The following is a 22,282-nucleotide window of genomic DNA, read 5'->3' as shown; positions in this document are numbered from 1 at the left end:
TCATGGACAATATCATCGATGTGTCAATTCCTGTTGCAGAAGTGGTGGACAAGCATCCAGAAGTCTTGGAAATTCTAGTGGAGTTGGGTTTTAAACCCCTTGCCAATCCCTTAATGCGCAATACAGTTGGTCGTAAAGTATCACTTAAACAGGGTTCTAAGCTAGCAGGAACTCCTATGGACAAGATTGTACGCACACTGGAAGCGAATGGCTACGAAGTGATTGGATTAGACTAATGGCAGATGAACGGATTCATGTCCTACGGGATATTTTATTAGAATTGCATAATGGCGCCTCTCCTGAGTCGGTTCAGGAGCGTTTTGATGCGACCTTTGCGGGTGTCTCAGCCATTGAGATTTCCCTTATGGAGCACGAGCTGATGAACTCGGATTCGGGCGTCACTTTTGAAGATGTTATGGAACTCTGTGATGTCCATGCCAATCTTTTTAAAAATGCTATCAAAGGTGTCGAAGTTTCAGATACTGAGCATCCAGGTCACCCAGTTCGTGTCTTCAAAGAAGAAAATCTGGCTCTCCGTGCGGCCTTGATTCGCATTCGTAGATTGTTAGATACCTATGAGTCTATGGAAGACGAGGAAATGCTGGCGGAGATGCGTAAGGGTTTGGTGCGTCAGATGGGACTTGTGGGTCAATTTGACATCCATTACCAACGTAAGGAAGAACTCTTCTTTCCTATCATGGAGCGCTATGGACACGATTCACCTCCCAAAGTTATGTGGGGAGTGGATGATCAGATTAGGGAACTCTTTCAAACAGCTCTAACGACAGCCAAGTCACTACCAGAAGTGTCAATTAGCAGTGTAAAGGAAGCTTTTGAAGCTTTTGCGACAGAGTTTGAAAGTATGATTTTCAAGGAAGAGTCCATCCTGCTCATGATTCTCCTTGAGTCTTTTACTCAGGATGACTGGCTTCAGATTGCGGAGGAGAGTGATGCCTATGGCTATGCCATCATCCGTCCGTCAGAGAAATGGGTGCCAGAACGACAGATCTTTATTGAGGAAAAGATTGCAGAGGAGCCTGTACAACTAGATACGGCAGAAGGTCAAGTTCAACAAGTCATAGATACGCCAGAAGGCCATTTTACCATTACCTTTACCCCTAAGGAAAAGGAAGCTGTGCTGGACCGCCATAGTCAACAGGCTTTTGGTAATGGCTATCTTTCAGTCGAGCAGGCCAATCTCATCCTCAATCATCTCCCTATGGAGATTACCTTTGTCAATAAAGAAGATATTTTCCAGTATTACAATGACAATACGCCAGCTGATGAGATGATTTTCAAACGGACGCCGTCCCAAGTCGGGCGCAATGTCGAACTCTGTCATCCGCCTAAGTATTTGGACAAGGTCAAGGCTATCATGAAGGGACTTCGTGAGGGGACCAAGGACAAGTATGAAATGTGGTTCAAGTCTGAGTCGCGAGGTAAGTTTGTCCACATCACCTATGCTGCAGTACACGATGAAGACGGAGAATTCCAAGGAGTGTTGGAGTATGTTCAGGATATCCAGCCCTACCGTGAGATTGATACGGACTATTTTCGTGGATTAGAATAAGGAGAAAAAATGAGTTACGAACAAGAATTTATGAAGGAATTTGAAGCTTGGGTCAATACCCAAATCATGATTAACGATATGGCGCACAAGGAAAGTCAAAAAGTTTACGAAGAAGACCAGGACGAGCGTGCCAAAGATGCCATGATTCGCTACGAGAGTCGCTTGGATGCTTATCAGTTCTTGCTTGGTAAGTTTGAAAACTTCAAAGTAGGCAAGGGATTCCATGATTTGCCAGAAGGCTTGTTTGGTGAGCGAAATTATTAAACGAGAAAGATTCTTGATTTTTCACTAAAATCTTGATAGAATGTTTATGTTAAATCCTTGTCAGAGCAGGGATTTTTTATTGAAAGGATTTTATCATGTCAAAGAAACTCAATCGTAAAAAACAATTACGAAATGGCCTCCGTCGCGCAGGTGCCTTTTCAAGTACTGTGACTAAGGTTGTAGATGAGACAAAAAAAGTCGTGAAGCGTGCAGAACAGTCAGCAAGCGCAGCTGGTAAGGCTGTTTCTAAAAAAGTTGAACAAGCAGTAGAAGCTACCAAAGAGCAAGCTCAAAAAGTAGCTAATTCTGTAGAAGATTTTGCAGCAAATTTGGGTGGACTTCCACTTGATCGTGCCAAGACTTTCTATGATGAAGGAATCAAGTCTGCTTCACATTTCAAAAACTGGACTGAAAAAGAACTCCTTGACTTGAAAGGAATCGGCCCAGCTACCATCAAGAAATTGAAAGAAAATGGCATCAAGTTCAAGTAATTTTTCTTGAGCCTTGCATTTCCGAAAAAATCTTGCTACAATAGAGCCATTAGAGGTGTTTTGAATCCCACATTTTACAGAAAGTGGCGGCGCTGAGAAGTCCACAAATGTGTCAAAACTGGTTGCTAATGGATGAAAAATTGAAATAAAAGTGTCTTTTTGCTTTAAAGACGAGAGTTGCGGGCAACTGCCCGAAATTGGGTGGTACCGCGGATAAACACATTCGTCCCTGTCATGTAGATGGCAGGGCTTTTCTTTTACGTCTTAGTCAAAGGGGGTTGTTATGAAGCAATCTTTTAACACAAGTAAACTATATTATGGTTTTCCTGTTTTTATTTTAGGATATCAAGATTAGAATTTTGGCTATAACATCACGACCTGTAGTTCCTCTTATAGTCTAGGAGATTGGGTTGTGATTGGAGTCGTTGCGAGAGAGAATGCCGCAGAGCAGATCAAACAGTATCAAAAATTTACTGTGAATATTTCTGATGAAACTTCTATGCTTGCGATGGAGCAGGCTGGTTTTATCAGTCATCAGGAGAAATTGGAACGTTTGGGAGTGCATTATGAAATTTCTGAACGAACTCAGACTCCTATTTTAGACGCCTGTCCACTTGTTTTAGATTGTCGGGTAGATAGGATTGTTGAGGAAGACGGTATTTGCCACATCTTTGCCAAGATTCTTGAGCGACTTGTTGCCCCAGAACTCCTGGATGAAAAGGGACATTTTAAAAATCAACTGTTTGCCCCAACCTATTTCATGGGAGATGGATATCAGCGCGTTTATCGCTATCTGGACAAGCGTGTAGATATGAAGGGCAGTTTCATCAAAAAAGCGAGGAAGAAGGATGGCAAGAACTGAGCTGCCAGATAAAATCGAAACAGAACGTCTCGTTTTACGAGTCCGTACTGTGGCGGATGCTGAGGATATCTTTGACTATGCTAGTTTGCCAGAGGTCGCCTATCCAGCAGGTTTTCCTCCAGTCAAGACCTTGGAAGATGAGATTTATTATCTGGAGCACATTCTTCCGGAGCGTAATCAAAAGGAAAATCTCCCAGCAGGCTACGGGATTGTCGTCAAAGGAACGGATAAGATCGTTGGCTCTATCTATTTCAACCATCGCCATGAAGATGATGTGATGGAAATCGGCTATACCTTACACTCAGACTATTGGGGGCGAGGTTATGTGCCAGAAGCTGCGCGTGCCTTGATTGACTTAGCCTTTAAAGATTTGGGTCTTCACAAGATTGAACTAACTTGCTTTGGATATAACCTTCAAAGTCAACGAGTCGCGGAAAAGCTTGGCTTTACCCTCGAAGCTCGCATAAGAGACCGTAAAGATGCTCAAGGCAACTGCTGTGATGATTTGAGATATGCCTTGCTGAAGAGTGAGTGGGGGGTGATTTGATGCATCTTTTCATCATTGGTGCTCCAGCATCAGGAAAAATGACCATTGGTCAAGAATTATCTCGACTGACGGATGCTACCCTATTTTATAACCATCAAGCCATTGATTTTGCACTAGAAATCTATCAGGACTATACAGAGGAAATGTGGGAATTTGTTCGTGGAATCACTTTTTCATTCCTTGGAGCAAGTGCAAGAAATCAGCGATCAGTAATTTTAACAGATGTAATTGATTTTTCAAATCAGTATCATCTGATATATTTAAAGCAAATTCAGAATTTGTTGGATGATTATCATCAAGAGATTCTTTTTGTTGAGTTGGAAACAAGTCTTGAAGAGTGCATACGTCGAAATCGAACGGAGAATCGATTAAAGCACAAACCCTTAAAACGACATATTGAGGTATCTGAAAGAGAAATTTTAGAGACCGCTGAAACACTTCAATTAAATTCCCAATATCAACCGAATGAGTTGCACCACTACTTTAAAATAAATAATACGAATTTGTCTGCAGAAGAAGCTGCTAAGCAAATTCAAAATAAAATAAACAAAATAGAGAAAGGACACACACATGTCTAAAGAACTTTCATCTAAATACAATCCAGCCGAGGTTGAGGCTGGTCGTTACCAAAAATGGCTTGATGCTGATGTTTTCAAGCCTTCAGGCGATCAAAAGGCTAAGCCTTATTCAATCGTTATTCCACCACCAAACGTTACAGGTAAACTTCACCTTGGTCACGCTTGGGATACAACTTTGCAAGATATTATCATCCGTCAAAAACGCATGCAAGGTTTTGATACCCTTTGGCTTCCTGGGATGGACCACGCAGGGATTGCCACTCAGGCTAAGGTAGAGGAGCGCTTGCGTGGTGAGGGCATTTCCCGCTATGACCTTGGTCGTGAGTCTTTCTTGACGAAAGTCTGGGAATGGAAAGACGAATATGCCACTACTATCAAGGAACAATGGGGCAAGATGGGGCTCTCTGTAGACTACTCTCGTGAGCGTTTCACTCTTGACGAAGGTTTGTCAAAAGCTGTTCGTAAGGTCTTTGTGGACCTTTACAAGAAAGGCTGGATCTACCGTGGTGAGTTTATCATCAACTGGGACCCAGCAGCTCGCACAGCCCTTTCTGATATTGAGGTGATTCACAAGGATGTCGAAGGTGCCTTCTACCACATGAACTACATGCTGGAAGATGGTTCACGCGCCCTTGAAGTTGCTACAACTCGTCCTGAGACTATGTTTGGGGACGTTGCGGTTGCGGTTAATCCAGAAGACCCGCGCTACAAGGACTTGATTGGTAAAAACGTCATCCTTCCAATCGCTAATAAACTCATCCCAATCGTTGGAGATGAGCACGCAGATCCTGAGTTTGGTACTGGTGTCGTGAAAATCACACCTGCCCACGATCCAAATGACTTCTTGGTTGGCCAACGTCATAACTTGCCACAAGTCAACGTCATGAACGACGACGGAACTATGAATGAGCTTGCCTTTGAATTTTCAGGCATGGATCGTTTTGAAGCTCGTAAGGCAGTCGTTGCTAAGTTGGAAGAAATCGGTGCCCTTGTCAAAATCGAAAAACGTGTCCATTCAGTCGGTCACTCAGAACGGACAGGTGTCGTAGTTGAGCCACGCTTGTCTACTCAATGGTTCGTCAAGATGGACCAATTGGCTAAGAACGCCATTGCCAACCAAGACACAGAGGACAAGGTCGAATTCTACCCACCTCGTTTCAACGATACCTTCCTTCAATGGATGGAAAATGTCCACGACTGGGTTATCTCTCGTCAGCTTTGGTGGGGTCACCAAATCCCTGCCTGGTACAATGCTGATGGTGAAATGTATGTCGGCGAAGAAGCTCCAGAAGGTGACGGATGGACTCAGGACGAAGACGTCTTGGATACTTGGTTCAGTTCTGCCCTCTGGCCATTTTCAACCATGGGCTGGCCTGAAGTCGACTCAGAAGACTTTAAACGTTATTTCCCAACTTCAACCTTGGTAACAGGTTACGACATCATCTTCTTCTGGGTGTCTCGTATGATCTTCCAGTCATTGGAATTCACAGGCCGTCAACCATTCCAAAACGTCCTTATCCATGGTCTAATTCGTGATGAAGAAGGACGTAAGATGTCTAAATCTCTTGGAAATGGCATTGACCCAATGGATGTTATTGATAAATATGGTACAGATAGTCTTCGTTGGTTCTTGTCAAACGGCTCAGCTCCTGGTCAAGACGTTCGTTTCTCTTACGAGAAAATGGATGCTTCATGGAACTTTATTAACAAAATTTGGAACATTTCTCGCTATATCCTCATGAACAATGAAGGTTTGACGCTGGATGTGGCGCATGACAATGTCACAAAAGTTGCAACAGGTGAGGCTGGTAATGTGACGGACCGCTGGATTCTCCACAATCTCAACGAAACCATTGCAAAAGTTACTGAAAACTTTGATAAGTTCGAGTTTGGTGTGGCTGGTCATATCCTTTACAACTTCATTTGGGAAGAATTTGCCAACTGGTATGTTGAATTGACCAAGGAAGTCCTTTACAGCGACAATGAAGACGATAAGGTCATTACTCGATCTGTTCTCCTTTACACTCTGGACAAGATCCTTCGTCTCCTTCACCCAATCATGCCATTCGTGACAGAGGAAATCTTTGGACAAATCTCAGAAGGTTCTATCGTGACAGCTGCATACCCAACTGTTAATCTAGCCTTTGAAGACCTTGCGGCTCATACTGGTGTAGAAAGTCTCAAAGACTTGATCCGTGCCGTTCGTAATGCGCGTGCGGAAGTAAACGTAGCACCAAGCAAGCCTATCACCATCCTTGTTAAGACAAGCGATAGCGACTTGGAAGCCTTCTTTAACAGCAATGTCAACTATATCAAACGCTTTACAAATCCAGAACACTTGGAAATCGCATCAACCATCCCTGCACCTGAACTGGCTATGTCAAGCGTCATTACAGGAGCAGAAATCTACCTGCCATTGGCTGACCTCCTCAATGTCGAAGAAGAACTGGCTCGTCTTGACAAGGAACTTGCTAAATGGCAAAAAGAACTGGACATGGTCGGTAAGAAGCTCTCTAACGAACGCTTCGTAGCCAACGCCAAACCAGAAGTCGTCCAAAAAGAACGCGACAAACAAGCTGACTACCAAGCCAAGTATGATGCGACCGTAGCACGTATTGATGAGATGAAGAAGTTGGTGAAATAAACACAGAAACATGGTGTAATGCCGTGTTTTTTGGGATAATGAAATTACTATCTATTGATGGAGAAAGTGATGTCTAAACACCCGCATTATGAATTGTTAAATTTAATTGGCTACGGTCTTGCCAAGTTTGCCAAGCTTTTTATAAAAGAATTTCAATATTCTAGTAAGTCGGAGTTTTATCGCTATGTGGTTTCTTTGGGAATTGCTGAAACAACTGGAGTTGTAAAAAATAGAATGGATTTATTTGATCCTTATTTTGACAATAGTCGAAAAGGTTGGTGGCAGAAAGCTGAAGTTTACCGTTTTCGTAAAGATTTAATTGATATGATGTTTGGAAATGAAGATGTTCATAGTTATGTTGAAATTGTTAAAATGTTACTTGCTAGTGAAGGAAAGCAAACAGGCATTACTATAATTGAAAAACCAATTATTCGAACTAAATTCAAACGTCTACAGGAAACGGGGATGGAGGCAGAGAATTATTTTATCCTTCATTTTGATAAAGAAGAAAAATTTCAAGGTGGACAGTTAACCGATGCATGTCTTTATGGTGATGGATATGATTTCCAAGTAGATATTCAAGAACATTCCTACCTTGCCGAAGTTAAAGGGATTCGAAAACCTAAGGGTCGTGTCCGTTTAACTGCCTACGAATTTGAGAAAGCTAAAGAGTTTCAATCAGATTTTATTTTATCTCTGGTCACCAACCTAGATGATATTCCAAAGTTAGTATTAGTTGATAATCCTCTAAAACATTTTGAGTTTAAAAAGAATATTATAAAAAATGAAATCATTGAATATAGAAGCGTAGAGGATTTGTATTAGTTCCCCCTTAACTTTTCCAGTTGAAGGAACGAGAAGTCTTGACAGGTCAACGACTTAATGAACTGGAAATCAACGGTATTCGTTTGACTAAGTTTTAAGATGGCGAAATCGGTATTGAATTTATCAGTAGTGCTGATTATAACTCTTTTATTATTTACATGAAGTATATATATATCATAGAACCTATTGTGAGGACTTTTTATAGTTTAAGCCAGTTTCCAACCAATTTCGTGATTTACTGGTAATGAAGAAAAACAATTGAAAGGATATTTCTATGCAATCAACTTACAACATTGACAATCCAAACTTGTCTTATGAAGCGAAGCGTGATTTATGGCGGATAGGTTTTGGTCTGCAGAAAGTTGACAATCTAGTGCCATCAGCGTATATGGAATCTTTGGCTGAGAAACAGTCCCGGGGAGAACTGACTTATGAGCAGGTTTATGAGGATGCAACGGCTTATCACCATACTATTGATGCAAGTACGGAAGAGGCAGACTTGGTTTCTCTACGTATTGTAGAACTATTGTCTCGAAGAGGCTTTAGCTTTAGTCCTGCGACCTTACTTGCTATTCATAAGGAGTTGTTTCAAGATATATTTGAACCCTCTATTCCGGTGGGGCAATTTCGTCAGACCAATATCACAAAGAATGAACCTGTTTTGAATGGTGAAAGTGTTGTGTACTCTGATTACTCCATGATTCAAATGACCTTAGATTATGATTTTAATCAGGAAAAACAAGTTGCATATGCGACACTAACTCAGGCGGATGTGGTTAAACAAATCCAGCATTTTATTTCAGGAATCTGGCAGATTCATCCATTTCGCGAAGGAAACACTCGGACAGTAACGGTCTTTTTGATTCAGTATCTTCGTGAGTTTGGTTTTGATATTGATAATATACCATTTCAGCAACATTCCAAGTATTTTCGTGATGCCTTGGTATTAGATAATGCAAAGATTTTACAGCGACGTCCTGAGTTTTTAACAGCTTTTTTTGAAAATCTCTTGCTCGGTGGTCAAAATGATTTGTCTTCAGAAAAAATGTATCTAGATTTAGACCTCGATTTTTCATAATCCAAATACTGAGTAAACATTGAATTTTAGGAAAAAATGAAGTAAACATTCCCACAATAAAACGCATAGTATCAAGTGTTAAAATGTACTGACCCCAAACAGTTAGACAATTAATTTATCCGAAGGATTTAGTTCTGTATTGCACAGGGCTAAGTCCTTTTAGTTTTACCTTAATTCGTTTATTGTTGTAATAATCAATATAGTCTATAATGGCTTGTTCCAATTGATTAAGTGATTTAAATGTTTTCTCATAGCCATAAAACATTTCGGATTTTAAAATGCCAAAGAAAGATTCCATCCTACCGTTGTCTTGGCTGTTGCCCTTACGTGACATGGATGCTTGAATTCCCTTACTCTCTAGGAACCGATGATAAGAATCGTGTTGGTATTGCCAGCCTTGGTCACTATGGAGAATCGTATTCTCGTAGTGCTTCTCTGTGAATGCCTGTTCCAACATTGTTTGTACTTGTTCTAAGTTGGGTGAAGTTGAAAGATTATAGGCGATAATTTCGCTATTAAAGCCATCTAAAACTGGTGATAAGTAAAGCTTTTAAGTACTTACTGGAATGGCAAATTCAGTCACATCTGTGTAGCACTGTTCCATTGTTTTAGAGCCTTCAAATTGGCCTTGAATGAGATTCTCTGCCTTCTTGCCAACGTCTCCTTTATGAGAAGAATATTTTCGTTTCTGTCGCGTTTTAGCTTGTAAATTGAGTACTTTCATCAAGCCTTGAACTCTTTTATGATTTACCAGATAAGCACGATTTCTTAGTTCTAAATGAATACAGCGATAAGCATAATTTCCCTTGTGTTCGATAAAAATGGATTGAATTTCAGCTTTAAGCTCTTGGTCCTTATCTGGTTTGTCTAGCTGTTTCAAGTGATAGTAGTAGGTCCAACGAGCTAGTTTAATAGCTTTTAGAAGAAGATCTAACGAAAACTCAGTCATTAATTCTTGAACAATTTCTGTCTTTCTTCTTTCTCTTTTTCCTCCTTCAATCGGAGTTCTCTTAACTTTTTTAGGATGGCATTCTCCGCTCTCAGGTACTCTCCCTCTTGTTTTCTCAACAATAGTATACCCGTTTTTCCTGTATTGTGCTAGCCAGTTAAGAAGTATCGTACGACTTGGGAGACCGTATTCAAGAGAAACTCTATCTTTAGTCCAGCCTTCATGTAAGACTTTATTAATCATTTCTTGTTTTAAATCAGGAGAATAGTAACGATTTTTTCCTTTTTTGACGAACTCTATTCCATAACGATCAATCAATTTAATCATGTACCTAATATTAGAATTGTTTATCCCAAATTTATTTGAAAGCTTCTCTAAGCTATATCCTTGTTTTCTAAGTTCATAGATCTGAACTTTATCATCATAACTTAATTTCATAATAAAAACACCCCAAAAGTTAGATTTTTTCTGTCTAACTTTTGGGGTGTAGTTCATGTACACCTGATATGATGCGTTTTTTGAATTTTATAGACTGCTCGTTTAAACTCTATTTACTTCGTACATTCCGGAGCGAGATGGACTATTAGTCGCATACAAAATGAGTGCTATTCGGATTTTATTTTCGTGTACAATTTCAGCCATTCTTGTTATAATCAGCCTATAGGAATCAAGGAGGTGATTGTTATGGCTATTTTTGTGTCTTTGGATGGAATTGTGGTAGAAGTACTTGATGTCTTTTCTTCTTTTAATGGGGATAGTGAGTTTTTCTTGTGTAAACGTCTTAAAGACAAGAGTCAGTTTGTGATGGAACGCTCTCGGTTCGAGGAGATGTTCCAACTTCAAAGTAGTCACTTGACGACGCAAGAAAAATTACAATTGTTTACCTCCGTGTTTGCTGGCCGTTATGATGTTTATGCTAAGAGTTTTATCAATGATCAAGGGAAAATTCAGTATTTTCCTTCCTATGATTATGGTTGGAAGCAGTTGCCACTTGAAAAACGGAGTTTCCAGACATTGACGGACTCCGTTTTGAAATCTCATTTTCGTGGGGAGACAGCTATCGGTATCTTTCCTATGCACTTAGATGATAGCTGTCATTTTTTGGTACTGGATTTTGATGAAGGAGATTGGAAAGAAGCTGGTTTAACCATTCGAAGAATAGCCAGGGAACGCCAGATGGAAGCCCATTTAGAGATTTCTCGTTCGGGTCACGGACTCCATATTTGGTTCTTCTTTGAGGAAGCGATTCCGAGTCGAGAGGCTCGCTTGTTTGGAAAGAAACTGATAGAACTGGCAATGCAGGAAAGTATGCAACTGTCCTTTGATTCTTTTGATCGCATGTTTCCAAATCAGGATGTCCTTCCTAAGGGGGGGATTTGGAAATTTGATTGCCTTGCCTTTTCAAGGAGAAGCTTACCATCAAGGGCGAACGGTCTTTGTGGATGAACAGTTTCAGCCTTATGAAGACCAATGGAGGTATCTACAAGAAATTCAGAGGGTTTCAACTGCTAAAGTGGCACTGTTAATCCAAGAAGAGTTAGGCAAGCAAGAATTGGACAAGGAGTTGAAGATCGTCTTATCCAATATGATCCAACTTGAAAAATCGTCTGTGACACCCAAGACACTGTTTTTCTTGAAAAATATGGCTTCATTTTCTAATCCCGAATTTTATTTAAAGCAGGCTATGCGACAGCCAACCTATCAAATTCCTGAGAGAATGTATTTATTTGGAGAATCCGATTATTATTTATGGCTGCCAAGAGGCTTGTTATATCCATTGCAAGATAAATTTAAGCAGGTATCTGTGGAAGATAGGAGAAAGGTACAAAGGTCTATTAGCGTGGAATTTAAGGGAGAACTCACTTTTGAGCAAGAGTTAGCCCTGTCAGATATGACTTCTAAAGAAAATGGTTTACTTCATGCGGAGACTGGTTTTGGGAAGACCGTTTTAGGTGCTGCTCTTATCTCTGAACGGAAAACAAAAACAATTATTCTAGTCCATAATAAGCAACTCTTAGACCAATGGCTAGATCGCTTAAACTGCTTTTTGACTTTCGAAGAGGAGGAGGCTATCCGTTATACGGCATCAGGTCGTGAAAAGGTAATCGGCTATGTTGGACAGTACGGTGGGACTAAGAAATGGCTGAGTAAACTGGTTGATGTCGTTATGATTCAATCTCTATTTAAGTTGGAAAATAGTCAAAGTCTTTTGGATGAGTATGAGATGATGATTGTGGATGAGTGTCATCATGTCTCTGCCTTGATGTTTGAAAAAGTTGTTGCTCAGTTTAGAGGGAAGTATCTTTACGGTTTGACGGCTACGCCTGAGCGTAAGAATGGTCATGAGCCTATTGTTTTTCAGAGAATTGGTGAGATACTCCATACTGCTGATAAGAGGGAAACGGATTTTAAACGGCAATTGCAATTAAGATTCACTTCTTTTGGTCATTTGGAGATTGAAAAGACCAAAGCAAGTAATTTTATACAGCTCAGTGATTGGATTGCTACAGACTCAGCGAGGAATCAGTTGATTCTCAAGGATATTCTAGCCCAAGTGGCAGAAGGACGGAATATCTTGGTTTTAGTTAATCGAATTCAACAGATAGATGTCTTTGAAAAGTTATTGAAAGAGAAAGAGGTTGATGACTGTTACATTATTAGCGGAAAAACCAAAGTCCGAGAAAGAACGAGTTTACTGGAGACGTTAGAACAGTTAGATAAAGGGTTTGTTTTGTTGTCTACTGGAAAATACATTGGCGAAGGTTTTGACTTACCTCAGTTGGACACGCTTATCTTGGCAGCACCCTTTTCTTGGAAAAATAATTTAATTCAGTATGCAGGTCGGATTCATAGAAACTACAAGGATAAGTCTTTGGTGCGTATTTTCGATTATGTGGATATTCATGTTCCTTATTTAGAAAAGATGTTTCAGAAACGACAAGTAGCTTATCGAAAGATGGATTATCGTGTCATCGAGGGTGAGGAGAAACAATTCGTTTATGTTGATAGTAGATATGAGAAGGTGTTGAGAGAGGACTTAGCAGGGGAAAGACAGGAATGTCTGCTTATTTTACCTTATGTGCACCAGACAAAACTGATGAATTTTCTAAAAGAATTTAGGATTAGTCAAATTGAGATATGTATACCAGAGACGGTTGCAAATAAAGCATGGCTAGACCAGTTGAAGAGCCAGAAAATTAAAGTGTCTTTTACTCAATCAAAAATAGTAACGCCTATTCTTTTGGTGAATAAGACTATTGTTTGGTATGGTGCAATGCCATTATTAGGGAAGGTAGATGAGATGACCATATTACGTTTGGAATCAGCTAGTATAGTTTCTGAACTAGTGGCAGGTTTACGATAGAGAAAATTTTTAAAAATTTCTATGTATGATTTTCATTTCTTTAGTGAGACTGTTGCCATTATCACATTCGAATCACACAAAATAAAAAAATTTTTATAAGTACTTGACAAATAGATTGAAATATCATAAAATAAAAACGGTTACAGAGTTATTAATTATTTAAGCTTCATGTCACCATTAAAAATTGAAATAAAAGGATGTTATCACTAATACAAGTGAGCAGGAACCTATTTAATCACATCAGAAGAAGTTTCTTGATGTTTTTTAAGTAGGTTCCTTTTATTTTAAAAGGGAAATTTTATGATCATAAAACGAATACTAAACCACAATGCCGTAATTGCGCAAAGTAAAAAAGATATCGATATTCTTCTTTTTGGAAGGGGAATAGCTTTTGGAAGAAAAACTGGAGATAAAGTAAATCCAATTGATATTGAGAAAAGTTTTTTTCTCAAAAATAGAGATAATATGACCCGTTTTACAGAGATGTTTATTAACGTTCCTTTGGAGTTGGTGTACATCACCGAAAAAATAATTAACCTAGGTAAAATAACATTAGGTAATAATTTTGATGAGATTATCTATATAAATCTAACGGATCATATTTCTTCGAGTATAGAACGTTATAAAGAAGGAGTTATTATTTCGAATCCCCTACGCTGGGAAATCTCGAAATATTATAAAGAAGAATTTGAGCTTGGGAAAAGGGCTTTACAAATAATAAAAAAAGAGTTAGGTATTGAACTTCCAATTGACGAAGCTGCATTCATAGCGCTACATTTTGTTAATGCTAATTTAGAAAATAATTTTCAAGAGTCGTATAAAATCACTGAAATAATTATGGGAATTGAGAAAATCATTCAAGATTTCTATTGTACTGAGTTTAACCAAGATTCTATTGATTATTATAGATTCATAACTCATATAAAATTATTTGCCCATCGCTTGGTTGAAAATACAACTTATTGTGACGATGATGATGAAGACTTGTTAGCATTAATGAAAAATAAATATCCTAGAGAATATGAATGTGGTGAACAGGTGGCAATGTTTATACAAACTGAGTACAATTATTTGCTGACTTCTAGTGAATTAGTTTATTTGATGGCTCATATTCGTCGCTTAACAAAAAATTTAGATTAATAGAATAGGAGAATACCATGAGTTATAAAGATAAGGTACAAAAAATCCTCGATGTAATTGGAGGTGAAAAAAATGTCAATAGAGTTACCCATTGTGTAACACGTTTAAGATTAGAATTAAAAGATGAAAATTTAGTCAATGATGATGATGTGAAGAAGATACCAGGTGTAATAGGTATTATGAAAAAGAATGGACAATATCAAATTATACTTGGTAATGATGTAGCTAATTATTATAAAGAATTCGTTAAACTTGGCAATTTTGAATCCGATTCAGTTGTTCAAGGGCACAAAGGGAATATTTTAGAAAGAATCATTGAGTATATCGCTGGTTCCATGACTCCAATCATTCCAGCAATGTTAGGGGGAGGTATGCTGAAAGTCTTGGTAATTATTTTACCAATGCTTGGTATATTGCAATCAGATTCTCAGACTATTGCTTTTTTGACATTTTTTGGGGATGCTCCATATTATTTCTTACCGCTGTTATTAGCTTATTCTGCATCACAAAAATTAAAAGTAACATCTACATTAGCTATGTCTGTAGCAGGTGTACTTCTCCATCCAAATTTTGTTCAAATGGTGCAATCAGGGAATCCTCTTAGTTTATTTGGTGTACCTGTGATACCAGCTAGTTATGGTTCGTCAGTCGTTCCAATTCTTATTATGGTTTGGTTGATGAAATATATTGAAAAAATGATTGCTAAATTAACACCAGCTGTTACTAAGAGTTTTTTGCAACCTACGCTAGTATTATTAGTATCAAGCTGTATTGCCTTAGTTGTAGTCGGGCCTATTGGAGTAATTGTTGGTGAAGGATTATCAAATCTAGTTGGGCAAATGTATGATGTAGCTGGATGGCTTACATTAGCTATTCTTGGTGCTATTATGCCATTTATTGTTATGACTGGAATGCATTGGGCTTTTGCACCTATTTTTTTGGCGGCATCTATTGCTACTCCAGACGTATTAATTCTTCCAGCAATGTTAGGGTCAAACTTAGCTCAAGGGTCTGCTTCGATGGCTGTTGCATTAAAGAGTAAAAATAATAATACAAAACAAATTGCTTTTGCAGCAGGTTTCTCAGCCTTACTTGCAGGGATTACCGAACCTGCATTATATGGTGTGACTTTAAAATATAAAAAACCGCTTTATGCAGCTATGATTGGTGGTGGATTAGCGGGATTATTTGCAGGTCTTACTAGTGTTAAAGCGTATCTATTTGCTGTCCCATCTTTGATAGCGTTGCCTCAATTTATTTATTCTGATGTACCATCAAATATTGTAAATGCTTTAATTGTGGCGGTTATTTCGGTTGTTATTACCTTTGTATTAGCTTATATATTTGGAATCGATGAAGAAGAGAGTTCTAGCAATTTAGAAGTTAAAGCTGGAGTTTCAAATAAAAAAATGATATTTTCTCCTATATCAGGAGAAATCATTCCGTTAAGCGATGTCCAGGATAAAACATTTTCAGATAAACTAATTGGAGACGGAGTAGCGATTATTCCAAGTGAAGGTAAGGTTTATGCACCATTTGATGGGAAAATTACAAATATTTTTCCGACTAAGCACGCAATTGGATTGAAGAGTGATGAGGGTGTTGAGTTACTAATTCATATTGGATTAGATACTGTTGAGCTAAAAGGTCAAGGTTTTATTAGTCATGTAGAAGAAGGAGACAGAGTTTTCAAAAATCAGTTGATTTTTGAAATGGACTTGAATTTAATCAAGACTAAAGGCTACGAAACAGTTACACCAGTAATTGTAACGAATACCAATGATTTTCTAGATGTATTAGTATTACCTAATAATCAGACAATCGAGCATTCTAAGGAATTACTGGTAATATTATAATGGAGGAAAGTTATGACCATTTTTCCAGATGATTTTCTTTGGGGTGGAGCTGTTGCAGCTAATCAAGTAGAGGGAGCATATAATGAAGATGGTAAGGGCTTATCAGTTCAGGATGTGTTACCCAAAGGTGGATTAGGAGAAGCAACAGAAAATCCTACAGAAGATAACTTAAAATTGATAGGTATTGATTTTTATCATAAATATAAGGAAGATATATCCTTGTTTTCTGAAATGGGCTTTAATGTTTTTCGTACTTCTATTGCATGGAGTAGAATTTTTCCAAAAGGAGATGAGGAAGAACCTAACGAAGCTGGGTTGAAATATTATGATGAATTGTTTGATGAACTACATGCTCACGGGATAGAACCACTTGTAACTCTTTCACACTATGAGACTCCATTATATTTAGCAAGAAAATATCATGGATGGATTGATAGGAGAATGATTCATTTTTATGAAAAATTTGCTCGAACAGTTTTAGAAAGGTATAAAGATAAAGTTAAATATTGGCTTACATTTAACGAAGTAAACTCTGTTTTGGAATTACCGTTTACTAGTGGAGGAATAGATATACCTAAGGAGAATCTTTCGAAACAAGAATTATATCAAGCTATACATCATGAATTAGTCGCCTCGAGTTTGGTTACAAAAATTGCTCGTGAGATTAATTCAGAGTTTAAGGTGGGGTGTATGGTATTAGCTATGCCAGCTTATCCAATGACTCCAAATCCAAAAGATGTATGGGCGACTCATGAGTATGAGAATCTAAATTATCTATTTTCAGATGTGCATGTTAGAGGTTATTATCCGAATTATGCAAAAAGATATTTTAAGGAAAATGACATTAACATAGAGTTTGCAGCTGAAGATGCAGAGTTATTAAAAAATTATACTGTAGATTTTTTATCCTTTAGCTATTACATGAGTGTGACTCAATCTGCTCTTCCAACACAGTATAATTCAGGAGAAGGGAATATTATTGGTGGTTTAGTAAATCCTTATTTAGAGTCTTCTGAGTGGGGATGGCAAATTGATCCAATTGGACTACGTATAATTTTAAATAGATATTATGACCGTTATCAAATTCCATTATTTATAGTGGAAAACGGATTAGGTGCTAAAGATCAACTAATAAAAGATGAATTTAATAACTTAACAGTCCAAGATGATTATAGAATTCAGTATATGAAAGAACATTTATTGCAAGTAGCTGAAGCTCTACAAGATGGTGTGGAAATTATGGGCTATACGTCTTGGGGATGTATTGACTGCGTTTCTATGTCCACTGCACAGCTTTCTAAGAGGTACGGTCTCATTTATGTTGATCGAAATGATGATGGAAATGGCACATTCAATCGATATAAGAAAATGTCCTTTACTTGGTATAAAGGAGTGATTGAATCAAATGGAGAATCCTTATTCAAATAGTTTGTTTATTGATGATTAGATATTATCACGGTTAAGGCAGCATCTCATTAAATATGAAATAAAGAGGTTTGGAAGACATCAAATTCTAAACCTCTTTATTTTATAGGGGGATTAATTAATTTAATTTTGTTACAGAGAGCCGATTATAAATAGTTAACTTAGGATAGATTGGTTATATATAGTAGACTGAATCTAAAATAGTACGAAACAATTGCTAAAACATTTATAGAAATTAATTTTACTTTCCCAATCGATTTGTTTTCATCTTATTTCAATCCGCTATAAAGTTAGATAAGAATAAGCTAACAAGCAGAAGTAAGATAGGTCTTGCAAGAATGGTAAAAATCTGATAAACTAAGTGGTAATTGAATAGAAATCTGAAAGACTAGTAGCCCAAGGGAAGTATATCAGGGAGGAGAGCCGTGACTGCAAGCTCTCTATATGAAAGCTGGGTGAATTCACTTGCGCATGGATTTAGAAATGAAGGTCTGACTTGTCAGATGAAAACGGATGGTACCGCGTGTCAACGCTCCGAGTGGAGTTTTTGGCATGTGGTTTTCTTTTTATCTACGAGAGACTGATGGAGGAAATATGTCAACTATTGAAGAACAATTAAAAGCGCTTCGCGAAGAAACGCTGACTAGCTTGAAGCAGATTACTGCTGGAAATGAAAAAGAGATGCAAGATTTGCGTGTCTCTGTCCTTGGTAAAAAGGGTTCGCTCACTGAAATCCTCAAAGGGATGAAAGATGTTTCTGCTGAGATGCGTCCAATCATCGGGAAACACGTCAATGAAGCTCGTGATGTCTTGACAGCTGCTTTTGAAGAAACAGCTAAGCTCTTGGAAGAAAAGAAAGTCGCGGCTCAACTGGCTAGCGAGAGTATCGATGTGACGCTTCCAGGTCGTCCAGTTGCGACTGGTCACCGTCACGTTTTGACACAAACCAGTGAAGAAATCGAAGATATCTTCATCGGTATGGGTTATCAAGTCGTGGATGGTTTTGAAGTGGAGCAAGACTACTATAACTTTGAACGTATGAACCTTCCAAAAGACCACCCAGCTCGTGATATGCAGGATACTTTCTATATCACTGAAGAAATCTTGCTCCGTACCCACACGTCTCCAGTTCAGGCGCGTGCTATGGATGCCCATGATTTTTCTAAAGGTCCTTTGAAGATGATCTCGCCAGGGCGTGTCTTCCGTCGCGATACGGACGATGCGACCCACAGTCACCAATTCCACCAAATCGAAGGCTTGGTAGTTGGGAAAAATATCTCTATGGCTGATCTTCAAGGAACGCTTCAGTTGATTGTCCAAAAAATGTTTGGTGAAGAGCGTCAAATTCGTTTGCGTCCATCTTACTTCCCATTCACAGAGCCATCTGTTGAGGTGGATGTTTCTTGCTTCAAGTGTGGTGGAGAAGGCTGTAACGTATGTAAGAAAACAGGTTGGATCGAAATTATGGGAGCCGGTATGGTTCACCCACGTGTCCTTGAAATGAGTGGTATCGATGCGACTGTATACTCTGGTTTTGCCTTTGGTCTTGGACAAGAGCGTGTAGCTATGCTCCGTTATGGAATCAACGATATCCGTGGATTCTACCAAGGAGATGTCCGCTTCTCAGAACAGTTTAAATAATGATTAGAAAAGTAGAAATGGCAGATGTTGAGGTGTTGGCTAAAATTGCCAAACAAGCCTTTCGTGAAACCTTTGCGTATGATAATACGGAAGAGCAGTTACAGGAATACTTTGAAGAGGCTTATAGTCTGAAAACTTTGTCAACTGAGTTGGGAAATCCTGACTCTGAAACCTATTTCATTATGCATGAGGAGGAGATAGCTGGTTTTCTCAAAGTCAACTGGGGAAGTGCTCAAACTGAGAGAGAATTAGAGGACGCTTTTGAAATTCAACGCCTCTATGTGCTACAAAAATTCCAAGGATTTGGACTAGGTAAGCAACTGTTTGAATTCGCACTTGAACTTGCTACAAAAAATAGTTTTTCTTGGGCTTGGCTAGGTGTTTGGGAGCATAATACAAAAGCTCAAGCGTTTTATAATCGATATGGTTTTGAAAAATTTAGCCAACATCATTTTATGGTTGGTCAAAAAGTAGATACGGATTGGTTACTGAGAAAGAAATTAAGGTAAGAAGAGGATTCTTCTATTGAAATGATAGGAAAGGAAAAGAACCAGTGTGGCAATGGTCATTCTGGAGAACTAAATTATGCTTATATCTTATAAATGGTTAAAAGAATTGGTGGACATTGATGTGCCATCACAAGAGTTGGCTGAAAAAATGTCAACTACAGGAATCGAGGTCGAAGGTGTCGAATCACCAGCTGCTGGTCTCTCAAAAATTGTCGTCGGTGAGGTCTTGTCTTGCGAAGATGTGCCAGAGACTCACCTCCATGTTTGTCAGGTTAACGTTGGCGAAGAAGAGCGTCAGATCGTTTGTGGTGCCCCAAATGTGCGTGCTGGGATCAAGGTCATGGTGGCTCTTCCAGGAGCTCGTATCGCTGATAACTACAAAATCAAAAAAGGAAAAATCCGTGGTTTGGAGTCACTTGGAATGATCTGTTCACTTGGTGAATTGGGAATTTCTGACTCAGTTGTGCCTAAGGAATTCGCAGATGGCATCCAAATCTTGCCTGAAGATGCCGTGCCAGGTGAGGAAGTCTTTTCTTACCTAGACTTGGATGATGAAATCATCGAACTTTCCATCACACCAAACCGTGCAGATGCCCTTTCTATGTGTGGAGTGGCTCACGAAGTGGCAGCCATCTATGACAAGGCAGTCAACTTTAAAGAATTTACTCTAACAGAAACTAATGAAGCTGCGGCAGATGCCCTTTCTGTCAGCATTGAGACAGACAAGGCGCCTTACTATGCAGCTCGTATCTTGGACAATGTGACCATCGCACCAAGTCCACAATGGTTGCAAAACCTTCTCATGAACGAAGGAATCCGTCCCATCAATAACGTAGTGGACGTGACCAACTACATCCTGCTCTATTTTGGTCAACCAATGCATGCCTTTGACTTGGATAACTTTGAAGGGACTGACATCCGTGTGCGTGAAGCGCGTGCTGGTGAAAAATTGGTGACCTTGGACGGTGAAGAACGTGACTTGGACGTGAATGACCTAGTCATCACTGTCGCAGACAAGCCAGTAGCCCTTGCAGGTGTCATGGGTGGTCAAGCAACAGAAATCTCTGAAAAATCTAGTCGTGTTGTCCTTGAAGCTGCTGTTTTCAATGGCAAATCTATCCGTAAGACAAGTGGTCGCCTGAACCTTCGTTCTGAGTCATCTTCTCGCTTTGAAAAAGGAATTAATGTGGCAACAGTTAATGAAGCCCTTGATGCGGCAGCTAGCCTGATTGCGGAACTTGCAGGTGCGACGGTGCGTAAGGGCATCGTTTCAGCGGGTGAGCTTGATACTTCAGATGTAGAAGTTTCTTCAACCCTTGCTGATGTTAACCGTGTCCTCGGAACTGAGCTGTCTTATGCTGATGTAGAAGACGTCTTCCGTCGTCTTGGCTTTGGTCTTTCTGGAAATGCAGACAGCTTTACAGTCAGAGTCCCACGTCGTCGTTGGGATATCACAATCGAAGCTGACCTCTTTGAAGAAATTGCTCGTATCTATGGTTATGACCGCTTGCCAACTAGTCTACCAAAAGACGATGGTACAGCAGGTGAATTGACAGCCACACAAAAACTCCGCCGTCAAGTTCGTACTATTGCTGAAGGAGCAGGTTTGACAGAAATCATCACCTATACTCTAACAACTCCTGAAAAAGCAGTTGAGTTTACGGCTCAACCAAGTAACCTTACGGAACTCATGTGGCCAATGACTGTGGATCGTTCAGTCCTCCGTCAAAATATGATTTCAGGTATCCTTGATACCGTTGCCTACAACGTGGCTCGTAAGAATAAAAACTTGGCCCTTTACGAGATTGGAAAAGTCTTTGAACAAACAGGTAATCCAAAAGAAGAACTTCCAAATGAAATCAACAGTTTTGCCTTTGCCTTGACAGGCTTGGTTGCTGAAAAAGATTTCCAAACAGCAGCAGTTCCAGTTGATTTCTTCTATGCTAAGGGAATCCTTGAAGCCCTATTTACTCGTTTGGGACTCCAAGTAACCTATACAGCAACATCTGAAATCGCTAGCCTTCATCCAGGTCGTACAGCCGTGATTTCACTCGGTGACCAAGTTCTTGGTTTCCTTGGCCAAGTGCATCCAGTCACTGCCAAGGCTTACGATATTCCAGAAACGTATGTGGCTGAGCTTAACCTTTCAGCTATCGAAGCTGCGCTTCAGCCAGCGACTCCATTTGTAGAAATCACCAAATTCCCGGCAGTCAGCCGTGACGTTGCCCTTCTCCTCAAGGCAGAAGTGACTCATCAAGAAGTTGTAGATGCTATCCAAGCTGCCGGCGTGAAACGTTTGACAGATATCAAACTCTTTGACGTCTTCTCAGGTGAGAAATTGGGACTTGGTATGAAGTCAATGGCTTATAGCTTGACCTTCCAAAATCCAGAAGATAGCTTAACGGACGAAGAAGTCGCACGCTATATGGAAAAAATCCAAGCATCGCTCGAAGAAAAAGTCAATGCAGAAGTGCGTTAAACGATAGTATGATACAAATTCCCCCTCTAGTTTATGAACACTAGAGGGGTGATTTTATAT

16 protein-coding genes and 2 pseudogenes are annotated in these 22,282 nt (G+C 39.3%); 17 read left to right on the top strand and 1 reads right to left on the bottom strand.

What is annotated here, in order from left to right; genetic code table 11:
• Positions 1-2 precede the first annotated feature (2 nt).
• The 10 genes from AT689_RS10920 (at position 3) to AT689_RS10875 (ending at position 8,859) form a co-directional block, all read left to right on the top strand.
• A complete protein-coding gene (locus AT689_RS10920; RefSeq protein WP_000368737.1) occupies positions 3-236 on the top strand; it encodes a DUF1858 domain-containing protein in 234 nt (77 codons plus the stop codon).
• On the top strand, positions 236-1,570 hold the full coding sequence (locus AT689_RS10915; protein WP_000752894.1) for a DUF438 domain-containing protein: 1,335 nt from the start codon (positions 236-238) through the stop codon (positions 1,568-1,570). Before AT689_RS10920 ends, AT689_RS10915 begins: the two co-directional genes overlap by 1 nt.
• A gap of 9 nt (positions 1,571-1,579) precedes the next feature.
• Positions 1,580-1,834 carry a DUF1912 family protein gene (locus tag AT689_RS10910; RefSeq protein WP_000119708.1) on the top strand — a complete coding sequence of 85 codons (255 nt, stop codon included), beginning with the start codon at positions 1,580-1,582 and terminating at the stop codon, positions 1,832-1,834.
• A gap of 95 nt (positions 1,835-1,929) precedes the next feature.
• The gene (locus tag AT689_RS10905; RefSeq protein ID WP_000038624.1) at positions 1,930-2,325 is read left to right on the top strand and encodes a helix-hairpin-helix domain-containing protein; all 396 of its coding nucleotides are present in this window, start codon (positions 1,930-1,932) and stop codon (positions 2,323-2,325) included.
• A 412-nt stretch (positions 2,326-2,737) separates the two neighbouring features.
• Positions 2,738-3,187 (top strand): flavin reductase, encoded by a 450-nt coding sequence (locus AT689_RS10900; RefSeq protein ID WP_000580663.1) that lies wholly within the window; start codon positions 2,738-2,740, stop codon positions 3,185-3,187.
• Positions 3,174-3,734 carry a GNAT family N-acetyltransferase gene (locus AT689_RS10895; protein WP_000124545.1) on the top strand — a complete coding sequence of 187 codons (561 nt, stop codon included), beginning with the start codon at positions 3,174-3,176 and terminating at the stop codon, positions 3,732-3,734. The genes AT689_RS10900 and AT689_RS10895 overlap by 14 nt, the downstream gene beginning before the upstream one ends.
• A complete protein-coding gene (locus AT689_RS10890) occupies positions 3,734-4,312 on the top strand; it encodes an AAA family ATPase (protein WP_000550021.1) in 579 nt (192 codons plus the stop codon). The genes AT689_RS10895 and AT689_RS10890 overlap by 1 nt, the downstream gene beginning before the upstream one ends.
• Positions 4,305-6,956 carry a valine--tRNA ligase gene (locus AT689_RS10885; protein ID WP_000032223.1) on the top strand — a complete coding sequence of 884 codons (2,652 nt, stop codon included), beginning with the start codon at positions 4,305-4,307 and terminating at the stop codon, positions 6,954-6,956. The genes AT689_RS10890 and AT689_RS10885 overlap by 8 nt, the downstream gene beginning before the upstream one ends.
• Positions 6,957-7,025: 69 nt before the next feature.
• Positions 7,026-7,781, top strand: a complete 756-nt coding sequence (locus AT689_RS10880) for a DUF3883 domain-containing protein (RefSeq protein WP_000033774.1) — start codon at positions 7,026-7,028, stop codon at positions 7,779-7,781.
• A gap of 274 nt (positions 7,782-8,055) precedes the next feature.
• On the top strand, positions 8,056-8,859 hold the full coding sequence (locus tag AT689_RS10875; protein WP_001192124.1) for a Fic/DOC family protein: 804 nt from the start codon (positions 8,056-8,058) through the stop codon (positions 8,857-8,859).
• A gap of 115 nt (positions 8,860-8,974) precedes the next feature.
• On the opposite strand, the pseudogene AT689_RS12720 reads toward AT689_RS10875, so the two are convergent.
• Positions 8,975-10,246, bottom strand: a pseudogene (locus AT689_RS12720) (IS3 family transposase).
• 246 nt (positions 10,247-10,492) lie between these two features.
• On the opposite strand from AT689_RS12720, the pseudogene AT689_RS13825 reads away from it, so the two are divergent.
• From AT689_RS13825 to pheT, 7 genes and pseudogenes are all read left to right on the top strand, one after another.
• A pseudogene (locus AT689_RS13825) lies at positions 10,493-13,172 on the top strand (TOTE conflict system archaeo-eukaryotic primase domain-containing protein).
• 300 nt (positions 13,173-13,472) lie between these two features.
• A complete protein-coding gene (gene licT, locus AT689_RS10840) occupies positions 13,473-14,312 on the top strand; it encodes a BglG family transcription antiterminator LicT (RefSeq protein WP_000584538.1) in 840 nt (279 codons plus the stop codon).
• 17 nt (positions 14,313-14,329) lie between these two features.
• A complete protein-coding gene (locus AT689_RS10835; protein ID WP_000120566.1) occupies positions 14,330-16,168 on the top strand; it encodes a beta-glucoside-specific PTS transporter subunit IIABC in 1,839 nt (612 codons plus the stop codon).
• Positions 16,169-16,180: 12 nt separating this feature from the next.
• Positions 16,181-17,596 carry a glycoside hydrolase family 1 protein gene (locus AT689_RS10830; RefSeq protein ID WP_000151832.1) on the top strand — a complete coding sequence of 472 codons (1,416 nt, stop codon included), beginning with the start codon at positions 16,181-16,183 and terminating at the stop codon, positions 17,594-17,596.
• Positions 17,597-18,187: 591 nt separating this feature from the next.
• Entirely contained in the window at positions 18,188-19,234 is a 1,047-nt protein-coding gene (pheS, locus tag AT689_RS10825; RefSeq protein WP_001813261.1) for a phenylalanine--tRNA ligase subunit alpha, read from the top strand.
• Entirely contained in the window at positions 19,234-19,743 is a 510-nt protein-coding gene (locus tag AT689_RS10820; protein WP_000619941.1) for a GNAT family N-acetyltransferase, read from the top strand. The genes pheS and AT689_RS10820 overlap by 1 nt, the downstream gene beginning before the upstream one ends.
• A 76-nt stretch (positions 19,744-19,819) precedes the next feature.
• Positions 19,820-22,222: a phenylalanine--tRNA ligase subunit beta gene (pheT, locus tag AT689_RS10815; RefSeq protein ID WP_000909142.1), complete on the top strand. Its 2,403-nt coding sequence runs from the start codon at positions 19,820-19,822 to the stop codon at positions 22,220-22,222.
• Positions 22,223-22,282 lie beyond the last annotated feature (60 nt).

Source organism: Streptococcus pneumoniae (assembly GCF_001457635.1).
GTDB classification, from domain to species: Bacteria; Bacillota; Bacilli; order Lactobacillales; family Streptococcaceae; genus Streptococcus; species Streptococcus pneumoniae.
This window is presented reverse-complemented; position numbering and strand designations above follow the sequence as displayed.